This is a genomic window from Pseudolabrys sp. Root1462, from assembly GCF_001426945.1.
In the GTDB taxonomy this organism is placed as follows: domain Bacteria; phylum Pseudomonadota; class Alphaproteobacteria; order Rhizobiales; family Xanthobacteraceae; genus Pseudolabrys.
In genome coordinates this window covers 1,357,530-1,370,343 of sequence record NZ_LMFS01000001.1, presented here as the reverse complement: position 1 = coordinate 1,370,343, position 12,814 = coordinate 1,357,530, and the positions used below count along the sequence as shown (strand labels likewise).

The 12,814-nt window shown below is 63.1% G+C and carries 18 protein-coding genes and 1 pseudogene; all 19 read right to left on the bottom strand.

The features are described 5' to 3' along the window. Nucleotides 1-31 precede the first annotated feature (31 nt). The 19 genes and pseudogenes from rplE to ASD45_RS06495 all read right to left on the bottom strand — a co-directional run bounded on the left by rplE (nt 32) and on the right by ASD45_RS06495 (nt 12,800). Nucleotides 32-682 carry a 50S ribosomal protein L5 gene (rplE, locus tag ASD45_RS06585; protein ID WP_082540693.1) on the bottom strand — a complete coding sequence of 217 codons (651 nt, stop codon included), beginning with the start codon at nt 680-682 and terminating at the stop codon, nt 32-34. Further along, a complete protein-coding gene (rplX, locus tag ASD45_RS06580; RefSeq protein ID WP_056910752.1) occupies nt 675-1,001 on the bottom strand; it encodes a 50S ribosomal protein L24 in 327 nt (108 codons plus the stop codon). The genes rplE and rplX overlap by 8 nt, the downstream gene beginning before the upstream one ends. Continuing rightward, nucleotides 1,001-1,369, bottom strand: a complete 369-nt coding sequence (gene rplN, locus ASD45_RS06575) for a 50S ribosomal protein L14 (RefSeq protein ID WP_056910751.1) — start codon at nt 1,367-1,369, stop codon at nt 1,001-1,003. Before rplN ends, rplX begins: the two co-directional genes overlap by 1 nt. A gap of 98 nt (nt 1,370-1,467) precedes the next feature. Next, nucleotides 1,468-1,716 carry a 30S ribosomal protein S17 gene (gene rpsQ / locus ASD45_RS06570; protein WP_056910750.1) on the bottom strand — a complete coding sequence of 83 codons (249 nt, stop codon included), beginning with the start codon at nt 1,714-1,716 and terminating at the stop codon, nt 1,468-1,470. A 160-nt stretch (nt 1,717-1,876) separates the two neighbouring features. Continuing rightward, nucleotides 1,877-2,068 (bottom strand): annotated as a pseudogene (gene rpmC / locus ASD45_RS23960) (50S ribosomal protein L29); the annotation flags it as partial. Beyond that, nucleotides 2,065-2,478: a 50S ribosomal protein L16 gene (gene rplP / locus ASD45_RS06560; RefSeq protein ID WP_056910749.1), complete on the bottom strand. Its 414-nt coding sequence runs from the start codon at nt 2,476-2,478 to the stop codon at nt 2,065-2,067. The gene rplP and the pseudogene rpmC, both read right to left, overlap by 4 nt. 12 nt (nt 2,479-2,490) lie before the next feature. Continuing rightward, complete coding sequence (gene rpsC, locus ASD45_RS06555) at nt 2,491-3,192, bottom strand: 30S ribosomal protein S3 (protein WP_056910748.1); 702 nt, start codon at nt 3,190-3,192, stop codon at nt 2,491-2,493. An 11-nt stretch (nt 3,193-3,203) separates the two neighbouring features. Then, nucleotides 3,204-3,590 (bottom strand): 50S ribosomal protein L22, encoded by a 387-nt coding sequence (gene rplV, locus ASD45_RS06550; RefSeq protein ID WP_056910747.1) that lies wholly within the window; start codon nt 3,588-3,590, stop codon nt 3,204-3,206. Nucleotides 3,591-3,600: 10 nt separating this feature from the next. Beyond that, nucleotides 3,601-3,879, bottom strand: a complete 279-nt coding sequence (gene rpsS, locus ASD45_RS06545) for a 30S ribosomal protein S19 (protein WP_056910746.1) — start codon at nt 3,877-3,879, stop codon at nt 3,601-3,603. Nucleotides 3,880-3,890: 11 nt separating this feature from the next. Then, nucleotides 3,891-4,724 (bottom strand): 50S ribosomal protein L2, encoded by an 834-nt coding sequence (rplB, locus tag ASD45_RS06540; protein ID WP_056910745.1) that lies wholly within the window; start codon nt 4,722-4,724, stop codon nt 3,891-3,893. 10 nt (nt 4,725-4,734) lie between these two features. After that, nucleotides 4,735-5,034 (bottom strand): 50S ribosomal protein L23, encoded by a 300-nt coding sequence (locus ASD45_RS06535; protein WP_056910744.1) that lies wholly within the window; start codon nt 5,032-5,034, stop codon nt 4,735-4,737. Beyond that, a complete protein-coding gene (rplD, locus tag ASD45_RS06530) occupies nt 5,031-5,651 on the bottom strand; it encodes a 50S ribosomal protein L4 (RefSeq protein WP_056910743.1) in 621 nt (206 codons plus the stop codon). The genes ASD45_RS06535 and rplD overlap by 4 nt, the downstream gene beginning before the upstream one ends. 1 nt (nt 5,652) lies before the next feature. Further along, nucleotides 5,653-6,381, bottom strand: a complete 729-nt coding sequence (gene rplC / locus ASD45_RS06525) for a 50S ribosomal protein L3 (RefSeq protein ID WP_056910742.1) — start codon at nt 6,379-6,381, stop codon at nt 5,653-5,655. A gap of 21 nt (nt 6,382-6,402) precedes the next feature. Continuing rightward, nucleotides 6,403-6,711, bottom strand: a complete 309-nt coding sequence (gene rpsJ, locus ASD45_RS06520) for a 30S ribosomal protein S10 (RefSeq protein ID WP_056910741.1) — start codon at nt 6,709-6,711, stop codon at nt 6,403-6,405. A 155-nt stretch (nt 6,712-6,866) separates the two neighbouring features. Further along, a complete protein-coding gene (gene tuf, locus ASD45_RS06515) occupies nt 6,867-8,057 on the bottom strand; it encodes an elongation factor Tu (RefSeq protein WP_056910740.1) in 1,191 nt (396 codons plus the stop codon). A gap of 41 nt (nt 8,058-8,098) precedes the next feature. Further along, entirely contained in the window at nt 8,099-10,177 is a 2,079-nt protein-coding gene (fusA, locus tag ASD45_RS06510) for an elongation factor G (protein ID WP_056910739.1), read from the bottom strand. A 30-nt stretch (nt 10,178-10,207) separates the two neighbouring features. Beyond that, entirely contained in the window at nt 10,208-10,678 is a 471-nt protein-coding gene (gene rpsG, locus ASD45_RS06505) for a 30S ribosomal protein S7 (protein ID WP_056910738.1), read from the bottom strand. Between the two features lie 11 nt (nt 10,679-10,689). Further along, on the bottom strand, nt 10,690-11,061 hold the full coding sequence (rpsL, locus tag ASD45_RS06500; protein WP_056910737.1) for a 30S ribosomal protein S12: 372 nt from the start codon (nt 11,059-11,061) through the stop codon (nt 10,690-10,692). Nucleotides 11,062-11,945: 884 nt separating this feature from the next. After that, nucleotides 11,946-12,800, bottom strand: coding sequence for a c-type cytochrome (locus tag ASD45_RS06495; RefSeq protein WP_082540692.1), 855 nt, complete (start codon nt 12,798-12,800; stop codon nt 11,946-11,948). Nucleotides 12,801-12,814 lie beyond the last annotated feature (14 nt).

Sequence of the window (12,814 nt, the reverse complement as noted above, 5' to 3'; positions counted from 1 at the left end):
GGTTCCGCGTATGAGGGACGTTAATCGTCTCTCACTGCCGGAACGGGAAGTTGAATGCCGCGAGCAACGCGCGCGCTTCGTCGTCGTTACGCGCGGTGGTGCACACGGTGATGTCCATGCCCCAGGTATCGGTGACCTTGTCGAAGTCGATTTCCGGGAACACGGTGTATTCCTTGATGCCAAGGCTGTAGTTGCCCATGCCATCGAAGCTCTTCGGGTTGAGGCCGCGGAAGTCGCGAATACGCGGCAGCGCGATGTTCACCAGACGGTCGATGAAATCGTACATGCGCGCCTTGCGCAGCGTGACCTTACAGCCGATCGCCTGGCCGTCGCGCAGCTTGTAGTTCGCGATCGACTTGCGCGAGCGCGTGACAACCGGCTTCTGACCGGCGATCAGCGCCAGATCGGCGGCGGCGTTCTCGACCTTCTTGCGGTCCGCGACACCCTCGCCGATGCCCATGTTGAGCACGACCTTGGTGATCTGCGGGATCTGCATCGGGTTCGCGTAGCCGAACTCCTTCGCCATCTTCTCACGCACGACCTTGTCGTAGTGCGTGCGCAGACGCGCGGTGTAGTCCGACGGCACGCGGGCCTTCTTGGCCTTCGGCGCTTCATCGCCGGCCGGCTTCGCCGGTTTGGCGGCCTTCGGCTTCTTCGGTTGTTCAGTCTGAGTATCAGCCATCGATTTCCGCTCCCGAGCGCTTGGCAACACGCACTTTCTTGCGGTCAGCGCCCTCGCCGATGAATTTGAAACCAACCCGGGTCGGCTTGCCGTCCTTCGGGTCCGCGATCGCCAGGTTCGACAGGTCGACCGCGCTTTCCTTGGAGATGATGCCGCCCTGGCTCTGCGCGGTCTGGCGCTGGTGGCGCTTGACCATCGCGACGCCGCGCACCAAAGCGCGGTTTTCGCCGGGACGCACTTCGATCACCTCGCCGGTGCGACCCTTGTCGCGGCCGGTGAGCACGATCACCTTGTCGCCTTTACGGATCTTGGCAGCCATCACAGCACCTCCGGGGCGAGCGAAAGAATCTTCATGTGGTTCTTGGCGCGAAGTTCGCGCGGCACCGGCCCGAAGATACGGGTGCCGACCGGCTCGCTCTGGGCGTTGATCAGCACCGCGGCGTTGCGGTCGAAGCGGATCACCGAACCGTCGGCGCGCTTGATGTCCTTGCGGATGCGAACGACGACGGCCTTCATGACCTCGCCCTTCTTTACGCGCCCGCGCGGGATCGCTTCCTTCACCGAGACGACGATGATGTCGCCGATGGTGGCGTACTTACGCTTCGATCCGCCAAGCACCTTGATGCACATGACGCGGCGCGCACCGGAATTATCGGCGACGTCGAGATTGGTTTGCATCTGAATCATGATGCGGCTCTCATTCCTTGCGGGCGGGCGGCTTTAGTGCCGCGGACGCCGTTAATCCTGTTCGTCTCACTTCGACGAAGCGCCGGAAGCGCTTCGCTTCAAACCTTGGCTCGCTTCTCGCCGCGGATCACTTCCCAGCACTTGAGCTTGGAAAGCGGGCGACGCTCTTCGATCCACACCTTGTCGCCGACCTTGAACTCGTTCTTCTCGTCGTGCGCGTGGTACTTCTTCGAACGACGAACAACCTTGCCCATGGTGGGATGGGCAAAGCGCCGGTCGACCTGAACGACAATGGTCTTGGCCTGCTTGTCGCTGACGACGACACCCTGAAGGGTACGCTTCGGCATCTTTGACCCCTTACTTCTTCTTAGTCTTGTTCGACTTGTGCGCGATCGCACGAGCCGGTTCACGCGCCGGCGACGAACGCGACGCCTTCAGGCGGCGCGACTTCGCGGCGGGCTTGGCGGTTTTCGGCGCCTCGGCCTTGACGGCCGGGGTGTCGCCTCCCCGCTTCTGCGCGGCGATCGTCTTCAGCCGCGCGATGTCGCGGCGAATGACGCGCACGCGCGCGGTGTTCTCGAGCTGCCCGGTGGCCCGCTGAAAGCGCAGGTTGAACTGCTCCTTCTTGAGCTTGAGCACTTCGTCATCGATCTGGTCGAGCGTCATCGCTCGTGCGTCGGCGGATTTCATGGTCGTCACTCGGCGATGCGTTCGATGAAACGGGTCTTGACCGGAAGCTTGGCCGCAGCGAGCGTCAAGGCTTCCTTGGCGATGGCCTGGCTGATGCCATCCACCTCGAACAGGATCTTGCCCGGCTTGACGCGCACGACCCAGAGTTCGGGCGAGCCCTTGCCTTTACCCATGCGCACTTCGATCGGCTTCTTCGACACGGGCACGTCCGGATACACGCGGATCCAGACGCGGCCGGCGCGCTTCATAAAGCGGGTCAGGGCGCGGCGGGCGGCTTCGATCTGGCGCGCGGTGACGCGCTCCGGCTCGAGAGCCTTGAGACCGAACTGGCCGAAGGCCAGGGTGGCGCCCGACGAGGCGACGCCGTGGATACGGCCCTTGAACGCCTTGCGGAACTTGGTTTTCTTTGGCTGCAGCATGACTTTATCTCGTTACGCGTTTTCGCGGCGCGACGGACGGCCGGAATCGCCTTCGGCGAGCTTCTTGTCCTGGGCCATCGGGTCGTGCTCAAGGATTTCGCCCTTGAAGATCCAGACCTTGACGCCGCAGGTACCGAACGTGGTGAAGGCGGTGGCGACGCCGTAATCGACGTCGGCGCGGAGCGTGTGCAGCGGAACGCGACCTTCGCGATACCACTCCATGCGCGCGATTTCCGAACCGCCGAGGCGGCCCGAGCAGTTGATACGGATGCCTTCGGCGCCGAGACGCATCGCCGACTGCACCGCGCGCTTCATGGCGCGGCGGAACGCAACGCGGCGCTCGAGCTGCTGGGCGATCGATTCAGCGACCAGCTGCGCGTCGAGTTCCGGCTTGCGGATTTCGACGATGTTGATGACGACATCGCTGTCGGTCAGCTTCGCAACGGTCTTGCGCAGCTTCTCGATATCGGCGCCCTTCTTGCCGATCACGACGCCCGGGCGGGCCGAGTGAACGGTGACGCGGCACTTCTTGTGCGGCCGCTCGATGATGATCTTCGAAACGGCCGCCTGCTTCAGCTCCTTCATCAGAGCCGCGCGGATCTTGATGTCCTCGTGCAGCAGCGTGCCGTACTCGGTCTTGTTGGCGAACCAACGCGAATCCCAGGTGCGGTTGATGCCGAGGCGCAGACCGATCGGATTGATTTTTTGACCCACTGACAGCCTCCTCAGGCTTCGGCCGCGGCTTCGACCTGACGAACGACGATCGTCAGATGCGAAAACGGCTTCAGAATTTGACCGACACGGCCGCGGCCGCGCGGGGAAAAGCGCTTCATGACGAGCGACTTTCCGACGTGAGCCTCGGCGACGATGAGATCGTCGACGTCGAGGTCGTGATTGTTTTCGGCGTTGGCGATCGCCGACTCCAGGCACTTGCGCACATCCTTGGCGATGCGCTTGCGCGAGAATTCGAGGTCGGCGAGCGCACCCGCGACCTTCTTGCCGCGGATCATCTGCGCGACGAGATTGAGCTTCTGCGGCGAGATCCGGATATTCCGGGTCACAGCCTTGGCTTCATTGTTCGGGAGATCCCGATCGCGTGAACGCTTGCCCATTTCTCTATCCTCAGGCCTTCTTCGCCTTACGGTCGGCGCTGTGGCCGTGGAAGGTACGGCTCGGCGCGAATTCGCCGAACTTGTGACCCACCATTTCTTCCGACACCATCACCGGCACGTGCTTCTGGCCGTTGTAGACGGTGAAATGCAGACCGACGAACTGCGGCAGGATGGTCGAGCGCCGGCTCCAGATCTTGATCATGTCGTGGCGGCCGGACGCGCGAGCGGCTTCTGCTTTCTTGAGCAGAAAGCCGTCAACGAACGGGCCTTTCCAGGCTGAACGGGTCATCGCTGCAAATCCTACTGCTGCTGCTTCTTACGGTCGTGACGGCTGACCATAATGAATTTGGTGGTGCGCTTGTTCTTGCGGGTCTTGGCGCCCTTGGTCGGCTTGCCCCACGGGGTAACCCAGTGCTTGCCGCCCTTGGTACGACCGCCGTGCGGATGATCGACCGGATTCATGACGATGCCGCGGTTGTGCGGCATGCGGCCACGCCAGCGCTGACGGCCCGCCTTGGCGATCGTCGTGTTCATGTTGTCGGGGTTCGACACCGCACCGATGGTCGCCATGCAGCGGCCGTGAACGAGGCGCTGTTCCGACGTCGACAGGCGGATAATGACGTACTCGCCATCGCGACCGACGATCTGCACGTAGGTGCCGGCCGAACGCGCGAGCTGGCCGCCCTTGCCGATCTTCAGTTCGACGTTGTGAACGATGGTGCCGACCGGAATGGCGCCGAGCGGCATTGCGTTGCCCGGCTTCACGTCCGCCTGGTCGGCCGAGATGACCTTGTCGCCGGCGCCGAGACGCTGCGGCGCCAGGATGTAGGCGAGCTCGCCATCTTCGTACTTGATCAGCGCAATGAACGCGGTGCGGTTCGGGTCATATTCCAGGCGCTCGACCGTCGCCACCATGTCCTTCTTGGCACGGCGGAAGTCGATCTTGCGATAGGCCTGCTTGTGGCCACCGCCGCGGAAGCGCGAGGTGATGCGGCCCGAATTGTTGCGGCCGCCCGACGAGTGCTGACCTTCGGTCAGCGCCTTGACCGGCGCGCCCTTGTACAGCGTCGAACGATCGACGCTGATCAGGTGCCGCTGGCTCGGGGTCGTCGGATTGTATGTTTTAAGTGCCATCGCCGACCTCTTACAGACCCGTGGTCACGTCGATGCGGTGGCCCTCTTCGAGGGTCACGATCGCGCGCTTCACGTCGGACTGTTGTCCGAGCTTGTTCTTGAACGCCTTGATCTTGCCCTGACGGACAAGCGTGTTGACGCTCTTGACCTTCACGTCGAACAGCTTCTCGACCGCTTCCTTGATCTGCGGCTTCGTGGCGTTGCGACGGACCTTGAAGGTCACCTTGTTGAACTCCGACGCCATGGTCGCCTTTTCGGTGATCACGGGGGAGACGATGACGTCGTAATGACGGGTGTCGCTGGTGCTCATTTGAACCGCGCCTCCAGCGCGTCGACCGCCGCCCGGGTGAGGACGAGAGTCTTACGCCGCATGATGTCGTAGACGTTGATGCCCTGGATCGGCAGCACGTCGATGTTCGGAATGTTGCGCGCCGCGATCGCGAAGTTCGCCTCGAGCTCGGCGCCGTCGATGATCAGCGCGTTGGCCAGCGACATCTTGCCGAACTGCGTGGCAAGCGCCTTGGTCTTGGCTTCGTTCAGCGAGGCCTTGTCGACGACGACAATCGCGCCGTCCTTGGCCTTCGCCGACAGAGCGTGCTTGAGCGCGAGCGCCCGCACCTTCTTCGGCAGGTCGATCGCATGGCTACGCACGACCGGACCGAATGCACGGCCACCGCCGCGGAACTGCGGAACGCGAGCCGAACCGTGACGAGCGCCGCCGGTGCCCTTCTGCGCGTACATCTTCTTGCCGGTACGCCAGACCTCGGAGCGATCCTTGGTCTTGTGCGTGCCACGCTGGCGGCGAGCGAGCTGCCAGTTGACGCAGCGCTGAATGATGTCGGCGCGCGGCTCGAGACCGAAGATCTCGTCCGACAGGCTCACCGAGCCGGCTTCCTTGCCTTCAAAAGTGGTGATCTTCATATCCATGTTATGCGCCCTCCTTATCGGCGGAGGCTTCAGCAGCCGGCGCCTCGGCGCTATTGGCCGCACGGAACTTGCCCGGCTTGGCCGCATCCTTGTGCATCGGCTTCTTGATCGCGTCGCGCACGGTGATCCAGCCGCCCTTGGCGCCCGGCACCGCGCCGTGAACCATGATCAGGCCGCGTTCGATGTCGATCTTGGCGACCTTGAGGTTCAAGGTGGTCACGCGATCGACGCCCATGTGGCCCGGCATCTTCTTGTTCTTGAAGGTCTTGCCCGGGTCCTGACGGCCGCCGGTCGAACCGATCGAACGGTGCGAGATCGACACACCGTGCGAAGCGCGCAGACCGCCGAAGTTCCAGCGCTTCATGCCGCCGGCAAAGCCCTTACCGACCGAGATGCCGCAGACGTCGACGAACTGACCCTCGACGAAGTGGTCGGCGGTGATTTCGGCGCCCACCGGGATCAGCGCATCTTCGCTGACGCGGAATTCCGCCAGCTTGCGCTTCGGCTCAACCTTCGCCTTGGCGAAGTAGCCGCGGTCGGCCTTGCTCATGTTACCGGCGCGACGCGGGCCCGAACCGAGCTGCAGCGCGACGTAACCGTCCTTGTCTTTGGAACGATGGGCCACGACTTGGCACTGCGCGAGCTGCAGTACCGTGACCGGCACGTGTTCACCAGCCTCGGTGAACAGCCGGGTCATACCCAATTTCTGTGCGACGACACCCGTACGCATCTTTGTGGTCCTCACCCGGCCTTAAAGCTTGATCTCGACGTCGACGCCCGCGGCGAGGTCGAGCTTCATCAGCGCGTCCACGGTCTGCGGCGTCGGGTCGACGATGTCCAAGAGACGCTTGTGCGTGCGCATCTCGAACTGTTCACGGCTCTTCTTGTCGACGTGCGGCGAGCGGTTCACGGTGAACTTCTCGATACGCGTCGGCAGCGGAATCGGCCCACGCACCTGCGCGCCGGTGCGCTTGGCGGTGTTGACGATCTCGCGCGTCGACGCATCGAGCACGCGATGGTCGAACGCCTTGAGCCGGATCCGAATATTCTGGCCGTTCATTTGTTTGTCTCTCTGACTGTCATCATCCGTTCAAACGGATGATCCAGTATTCGCTACCTGCTCGTTGTCCCGCCCGGACACGGAAAGCAATTCGCCCGCGCCATTCAGGATTGCCGAGCCCCCGCCCTGTTCGGGCGGGGGCCACAGCGACTTGCTTACTCGATGATCGACGCCACGACGCCGGCGCCGACGGTGCGGCCGCCTTCGCGGATGGCGAAGCGCAGTTTCTCTTCCATCGCGATCGGCACGATCAGGTGCACTTCCATCGCGATGTTGTCGCCCGGCATCACCATTTCGGTGCCGGCCGGCAGATGCACGACACCGGTCACGTCGGTGGTGCGGAAGTAGAACTGCGGACGATAGTTGGTGAAGAACGGAGTGTGACGGCCGCCCTCTTCCTTGGTGAGGATGTACGCCTCAGCCTTGAACTTGGTGTGCGGCTTGACCGAACCCGGCTTGCAGAGAACCTGGCCGCGCTCGACTTCCTCACGCTTGGTGCCGCGCAGCAGCGCGCCGATGTTGTCGCCGGCCTGGCCCTGATCGAGCAGCTTGCGGAACATTTCGACGCCGGTGACGGTGGTCTTCTGCGTCGGCTTGATGCCGACGATTTCGACTTCCTCGCCGACCTTGACGATGCCGCGCTCGACGCGACCGGTGCAGACGGTGCCGCGGCCCGAGATCGAGAACACGTCTTCGACCGGCATCAGGAACGGCAGGTCAACCGGACGCTCCGGCTGCGGGATGTATTCGTCGACAGCCTTCATCAGCTCGAGGATGGCGTCGTGGCCGAGCTTCGGCTCCTTGCCTTCCAGCGCCATCAGGGCCGAGCCCTTGATGATCGGGATCTTGTCGCCCGGGAACTGGTACTTCGACAGAAGCTCGCGGACTTCGAGCTCGACGAGTTCGAGCAGTTCCGGGTCGTCGACCATGTCGCACTTGTTCATGAACACGACGATCGCCGGCACGCCGACCTGGCGAGCGAGCAGGATGTGCTCACGGGTCTGCGGCATCGGGCCGTCAGCGGCCGAGACGACCAGGATCGCGCCGTCCATCTGCGCGGCGCCGGTGATCATGTTCTTCACGTAGTCGGCGTGGCCGGGGCAGTCGACGTGCGCGTAGTGGCGGTTCGTCGTCTCGTATTCGACGTGCGCGGTCGAGATGGTGATGCCGCGCGCCTTCTCTTCCGGCGCCTTGTCGATCTGGTCGTAGGCGGTGAACGTCGCGCCGCCGGTTTCAGCCAGCACCTTGGTGATCGCCGCCGTCAGCGACGTCTTGCCATGGTCAACGTGACCGATGGTGCCAATGTTGCAGTGCGGCTTATTGCGGTTGAATTTTTCTTTGGCCATGGAGCTCTCCGTTCAGAACTTTCAGGTTTATCTGTCGCCGTTTAGGCGAATTTCTTTTGCACTTCCGCCGACACATTCGCCGGCGTTTCAGCATAGTGATCGAATTGCATGGTGAAGGTCGCGCGGCCCTGCGACATCGAACGCAGGTTGTTCACGTAACCGAACATGTTGGCAAGCGGCACCATCGCGTTGATGACGTTGGCGTTGCCGCGCATGTCCTGGCCCTGGATCTGGCCACGCCGCGAGTTCAGATCGCCGATGACCGAACCGGTATAGTCTTCCGGGGTCACCACTTCGACCTTCATGATCGGCTCGAGCAGAACCGCCTTGCCCTTCTGCAGCGCCTCGCGCAAAGCGGCGCGCGACGCGATTTCGAAGGCCAGCGCCGACGAGTCGACGTCATGATAGTTGCCGTCCACGAGGCGGACCTTGAGGTCGACCACGGGGAAGCCGGCGAGCACGCCCGAGCTGAGAACCGACTCGAGGCCCTTCTCGACGCCCGGGATGAATTCTTTCGGCACCGCGCCGCCGACGATCTCGTTCTCGAATTCGAACGGCACGCCCGGCTCGGTCGGCTCGGCAATGATCTTCACGCGAGCGAACTGGCCCGAACCGCCGGTCTGCTTCTTGTGCGTGTAATCGACTTCCGCCGCCCTGGTGATCTTCTCGCGATAGGCAACCTGCGGCGCGCCGATGTTGGCATCGACCTTGTAGGTGCGCTTGAGGATGTCGACCTTGATGTCGAGATGCAGTTCGCCCATGCCCTTGAGAATGGTCTGGCCGCTCTCCTGGTCGGTCGAAACGCGGAACGACGGATCTTCCGCCGCCAGCTTTGCCAGCGCGACGCCGAGCTTTTCCTGATCCGCCTTCGACTTCGGCTCGATGGCGATTTCGATGACCGGCTCGGGGAATTCCATCTTCTCGAGGATGACGGGCTTGTCAGGATCGCACAGCGTGTCGCCCGTGCGGGTCTCTTTCAGGCCGGCCAGCGCGACGATGTCGCCGGCAAAGGCTTCCTTGATGTCTTCGCGGTTGTTGGCATGCATCAACAACATGCGGCCGATGCGCTCTTTGCGCTCTTTGGTCGAGTTGATGACGCCGGTGCCGCTGTTCAGCGTGCCCGAATAAATGCGGCAGAACGTGATGGTGCCGACGAAGGGATCGTCCATGATCTTGAAGGCGAGCAGCGACAGCGGCGCGTCGTCCTTCGGCTCACGGGTCGTCTCTTCGTTTTCCTTGTCCGGATTGATGCCCTTGATCGCGGGCACGTCCAGCGGCGACGGCAGATAGTCGACGACCGCGTCGAGCAGCGGCTGCACGCCCTTGTTCTTGAACGCCGAACCGCACAGCACCGGATAGAACGCGCCGGTGATCACCGCCTTGCGGATGAGCTTCTTGAGCGTCTCGACATCCGGCTCCTTGCCGTCGAGATAATCGGTCATCGCGGCATCGTCGAGTTCGACGGCGGCTTCGACCAGCTTCTCGCGGTATTCCTTCGCCTTGTCGACGAGGTCGGCCGGGATATCGATGGTGTCGAACTTGGCGCCGAGCGCCTCGTTGTTCCAGAGATAGGCCTTCATCAGAACGAGATCGACCATGCCGACGAAATTGTTCTCAGCGCCGATCGGCAGCTGGATCGCAACCGGCTTGGCGCCGAGGCGGTCGATGATGTCCTGCAGACATTTGTAGAAATCGGCGCCCGTCTTATCCATCTTGTTGGCGAAGACGATACGCGGAACGCGATACTTGTCGCCCTGGCGCCAGACGGTTTCGGTCTGCGGCTCGACACCCTGGTTGCCGTCGAGCACGACGACGGCGCCGTCGAGCACGCGCAGCGAACGCTCCACTTCGATGGTGAAGTCGACGTGGCCGGGAGTGTCGATGATGTTGAGGCGCTTGCCGTTCCAGAAGGCAGTCGTCGCGGCCGACGTAATGGTGATGCCGCGCTCTTGTTCCTGCTCCATCCAGTCCATCGTCGCGGCGCCTTCATGCACCTCGCCGATCTTGTGGCTCTTGCCGGTGTAATAGAGAATCCGCTCAGTCGTCGTCGTCTTGCCCGCATCAATGTGGGCCATGATGCCGAAGTTGCGGTAGTTCTCGATTGCGTGGACGCGAGGCATAGCAGTCGTTCCTGAATTCTTTGGCCGCTTTTACCAGCGGTAGTGCGAGAAGGCCCGGTTGGCTTCCGCCATCTTATGAGTGTCTTCGCGCTTCTTGACCGCGTTGCCGCGATTGTTCGAGGCGTCGAGCAGTTCGGCCGAGAGACGCTCGGTCATTGTGCGCTCGTTGCGATCGCGAGCGGCATTGATGATCCAGCGGATGCCGAGAGCCTGACGACGGGTGGTGCGGACTTCGACCGGCACCTGGTAGGTGGCGCCGCCGACGCGACGCGACCGGACTTCGATCGAGGGCATCACATTGTCCAGCGCCTGCTGGAACACGGTCAGCGGGTTCGCCTTGGTCTTGGTCTCGATGGTCGAGAGCGCGCCATAGACGATCGTCTCGGCGACCGACTTCTTGCCGTCATACATGACGGCGTTCATGAACTTCGACACGACCGCGGACCCGTACTTCGGATCGATCGTGATTTCGCGCTTTTCTGCTGCGTGACGACGGGACATATCGGTAACCCCTACTTCGGACGCTTCGCGCCGTACTTCGAACGGCGCTGCTTACGGTTCTTGACGCCCTGCGTATCGAGCACGCCGCGCAGGATGTGATAGCGGACGCCGGGCAAATCCTTGACGCGGCCGCCGCGGATCATGACGACCGAGTGCTCCTGAAGGTTATGACCTTCACCCGGGATGTAGCCGATGACTTCGAAACCGTTGGTCAAGCGAACCTTGGCCACCTTGCGAAGCGCCGAGTTCGGCTTCTTCGGCGTGGTCGTATAGACGCGGGTGCAAACGCCACGCTTCTGCGGGGACGCCTGCAGCGCCGGCACCTTGTTGCGCGCCTTGAGCGGGTGGCGCGGGTTCGCAATCAACTGGTTGATCGTCGGCATCGTTCGCCTTCGTTACGTGATGGACCCACAAGGTCCGGAATTAACTGGGCCGCAAAGCCCGGCATCGGTTTCGTCACACGGCCGCCGGCCGCATGTTCTTCTTCCGTGCGTTGACCGCACGCAAAACGAAATCGCGCCATCCGCTGAACCAGCGGGGGCGCCTTCCCGTTCTGACGGACGCCGTCGCTTTCCTGCGAAAGCGGCGTGGCCGTACACATGAACTGACAGTGGCTGTCAGCGACAGCGTTTGAGCTTCTTTGATCGAGGCGAAGGCGCCAGGAATCCGAGAAAAACCAGATGGGATTTCAAAGGAATGCCCGGGCGGCCGTTCCGATCAGACGAAGCTCACCGCCTGTCGAAAAGATGGGCGTGTGTATCGGCAGGGTCGGTTGAAGTCAAGGCGAAAAAGCCTTGAAAACAGCGGCTCCTGCGCAGCTTTGCATCGCGAAATGGCCGGCTCGAAACAGGATATGATCATGCTGGCGTTCCGGCGCAAGGTGGGGCTTTCGCCGCCGCGCCGCCGTCCGGGCCCGGGTGCCAACGACGAACGGTCCTGTAGTCTAGGGTATTGATATCACGGTATTTTTTGTCGGCGCGGTCGAGAATCGCGGCGCCCCCTGCCCGTTCTATCCGCGCGGGCTGCGCACAGACCTCAGCCGGCGCCCGACTGGGCCACTGGACGACCAAGCCCAGACCGGTAGCCAGATCGACCCGCCAAAGGCGGCCGGCCGATGACGATGATTCAGGATCGAGCTCGAATCGACGGATTCGGAGACGAAATTGCGAATCGTGTCGCGTGCGGGTCCGCGGAGCCGACCGTGCCTGACCGCAGGATACCGCGGCCGCCTCCCGAGGCGTCCGTCTGACGGTCGGCCTGGACGGCTTTACTCGAGGGGTGGGATCGTCCGCACCCAGGCAACCAGGGCGTCGAGGTCGCCGGCGTTCCAGGTCCGGTAATAGGCGACGTGATCGCTCATCGGCGGCCGGAGCTTGCGGCCGTCGGGCGTGACGCCCTCGGTCAGCGCGCGCCTGAGCTCGGCGTCGCTCCAGGCTCCGATGCCGGCGGTGCGGCTCGACGTGATATTGGCCGAGCGGGTTTCGCCCCACGGGCCTTTGAAGGCGCGTCCGCCCTTGCCGAGGGTTTTGATGTAGTCGGCCGGCACCTCCTCCGAGGTGCGGGCATGGCAGGCCATGCAGTGGGCGACGGTCGATAGATAAAGCCCGCGCTTTGCCGGGTCACCGAGATCGGCATCGCTGAAGCGTTTGACCGCCGGCGGGTAAGCCGGCGACGGCGGCACCGCGGCCTTATAGACCGGCGCCGTGACCTCGTTGCGCACGGCCGGCACCGACCGCAGGTAAGCGACAAGGGCATCGAGATCGCGCGGCGTCAGGATGCGGAAGAAGGCCGACGGCATCGCTTCGGCGAGCGGCGTGCCGTTCGGCCGCACCCCCAGCGTGATCGCCCGCTTGATGTCATCGTCGCTCCAGGTACCGATGCCGGTGTCACGGTCCGGCGTGATATTGGCACCTTTGACGCGAAACCACGGCTCGTCGAACACCTGCACGCCGCCCGACAGAGCACGGCTCGCCGCGCCCGGCCCGCGCGGCGAATGGCAGTTACTGCAACTCATCAGGTGATTGACGAGATAGTCGCCGCGCTCAAGCAGCGTCTCGGCGTCCGCCCGTGGGATGGCGGCCAGCAAGACGATGACCAGGCTGAGCACGGCGCTGCGGGACATGAGCGGGCGGGCGC

Coding starts and splice junctions, on each gene's coding strand:
- rplE (WP_082540693.1), bottom strand. CDS start 682: ATGGCTGATACTCAGACTGAACAACCGAAGAAGCCGAAGGCCGCCAAA.
- rplX (WP_056910752.1), bottom strand. CDS start 1,001: ATGGCTGCCAAGATCCGTAAAGGCGACAAGGTGATCGTGCTCACCGGC.
- rplN (WP_056910751.1), bottom strand. CDS start 1,369: ATGATTCAGATGCAAACCAATCTCGACGTCGCCGATAATTCCGGTGCG.
- rpsQ (WP_056910750.1), bottom strand. CDS start 1,716: ATGCCGAAGCGTACCCTTCAGGGTGTCGTCGTCAGCGACAAGCAGGCC.
- rplP (WP_056910749.1), bottom strand. CDS start 2,478: ATGCTGCAGCCAAAGAAAACCAAGTTCCGCAAGGCGTTCAAGGGCCGT.
- rplV (WP_056910747.1), bottom strand. CDS start 3,590: ATGGGCAAGCGTTCACGCGATCGGGATCTCCCGAACAATGAAGCCAAG.
- rpsS (WP_056910746.1), bottom strand. CDS start 3,879: ATGACCCGTTCAGCCTGGAAAGGCCCGTTCGTTGACGGCTTTCTGCTC.
- rplB (WP_056910745.1), bottom strand. CDS start 4,724: ATGGCACTTAAAACATACAATCCGACGACCCCGAGCCAGCGGCACCTG.
- ASD45_RS06535 (WP_056910744.1), bottom strand. CDS start 5,034: ATGAGCACCAGCGACACCCGTCATTACGACGTCATCGTCTCCCCCGTG.
- rplD (WP_056910743.1), bottom strand. CDS start 5,651: ATGGATATGAAGATCACCACTTTTGAAGGCAAGGAAGCCGGCTCGGTG.
- rplC (WP_056910742.1), bottom strand. CDS start 6,381: ATGCGTACGGGTGTCGTCGCACAGAAATTGGGTATGACCCGGCTGTTC.
- rpsJ (WP_056910741.1), bottom strand. CDS start 6,711: ATGAACGGCCAGAATATTCGGATCCGGCTCAAGGCGTTCGACCATCGC.
- tuf (WP_056910740.1), bottom strand. CDS start 8,057: ATGGCCAAAGAAAAATTCAACCGCAATAAGCCGCACTGCAACATTGGC.
- fusA (WP_056910739.1), bottom strand. CDS start 10,177: ATGCCTCGCGTCCACGCAATCGAGAACTACCGCAACTTCGGCATCATG.
- rpsG (WP_056910738.1), bottom strand. CDS start 10,678: ATGTCCCGTCGTCACGCAGCAGAAAAGCGCGAAATCACGATCGATCCG.
- rpsL (WP_056910737.1), bottom strand. CDS start 11,061: ATGCCGACGATCAACCAGTTGATTGCGAACCCGCGCCACCCGCTCAAG.
- ASD45_RS06495 (WP_082540692.1), bottom strand. CDS start 12,800: ATGTCCCGCAGCGCCGTGCTCAGCCTGGTCATCGTCTTGCTGGCCGCC.